The 320-nt window shown below is 78.1% G+C and carries 1 protein-coding gene; it reads right to left on the reverse strand.

Going from position 1 to position 320, the window contains the following annotated elements; genetic code table 11:
• Positions 1–139: 139 nt before the first annotated feature.
• Positions 140–320: aldo/keto reductase (locus GTR00_RS22680; protein WP_166613691.1), on the reverse strand; the 181-nt coding region annotated here is incomplete at its 5' end.

Consider the following 320-nt stretch of genomic DNA (forward strand, 5'->3'; position numbering starts at 1 on the left):
AGCCACCGCTACGACGTGGACGTGGCCACCCTGCACCAGCTCGTCGGCCGCCGGCTGCTGCCGGAGCCGACGTGGACCGACGGCCGCCTCGGCTGGCGGCCCGAGGAGGTCAAGGCCTCGCTGCGCGTGCGGGCGCGGCTCAGCCCTCGCGCAGGTCCAGCCAGGCGACCTGCGCCTCGTCCAGCCGCACGCCCAGGCCGGCCGTCGACGAGCGCAGCTCGGCGACGCTGCGCGGGCCGACGAGCGCGAACGTCGGGAACGGCTGCGCCAGCACGTACGCCAGCGCGACCGCGGTGGCCGGGACCCCCAGCTCCGCGCCG

The organism is Kineococcus indalonis (assembly GCF_009906395.1).
GTDB classification, from domain to species: domain Bacteria; phylum Actinomycetota; class Actinomycetes; order Actinomycetales; family Kineococcaceae; genus Kineococcus; species Kineococcus indalonis.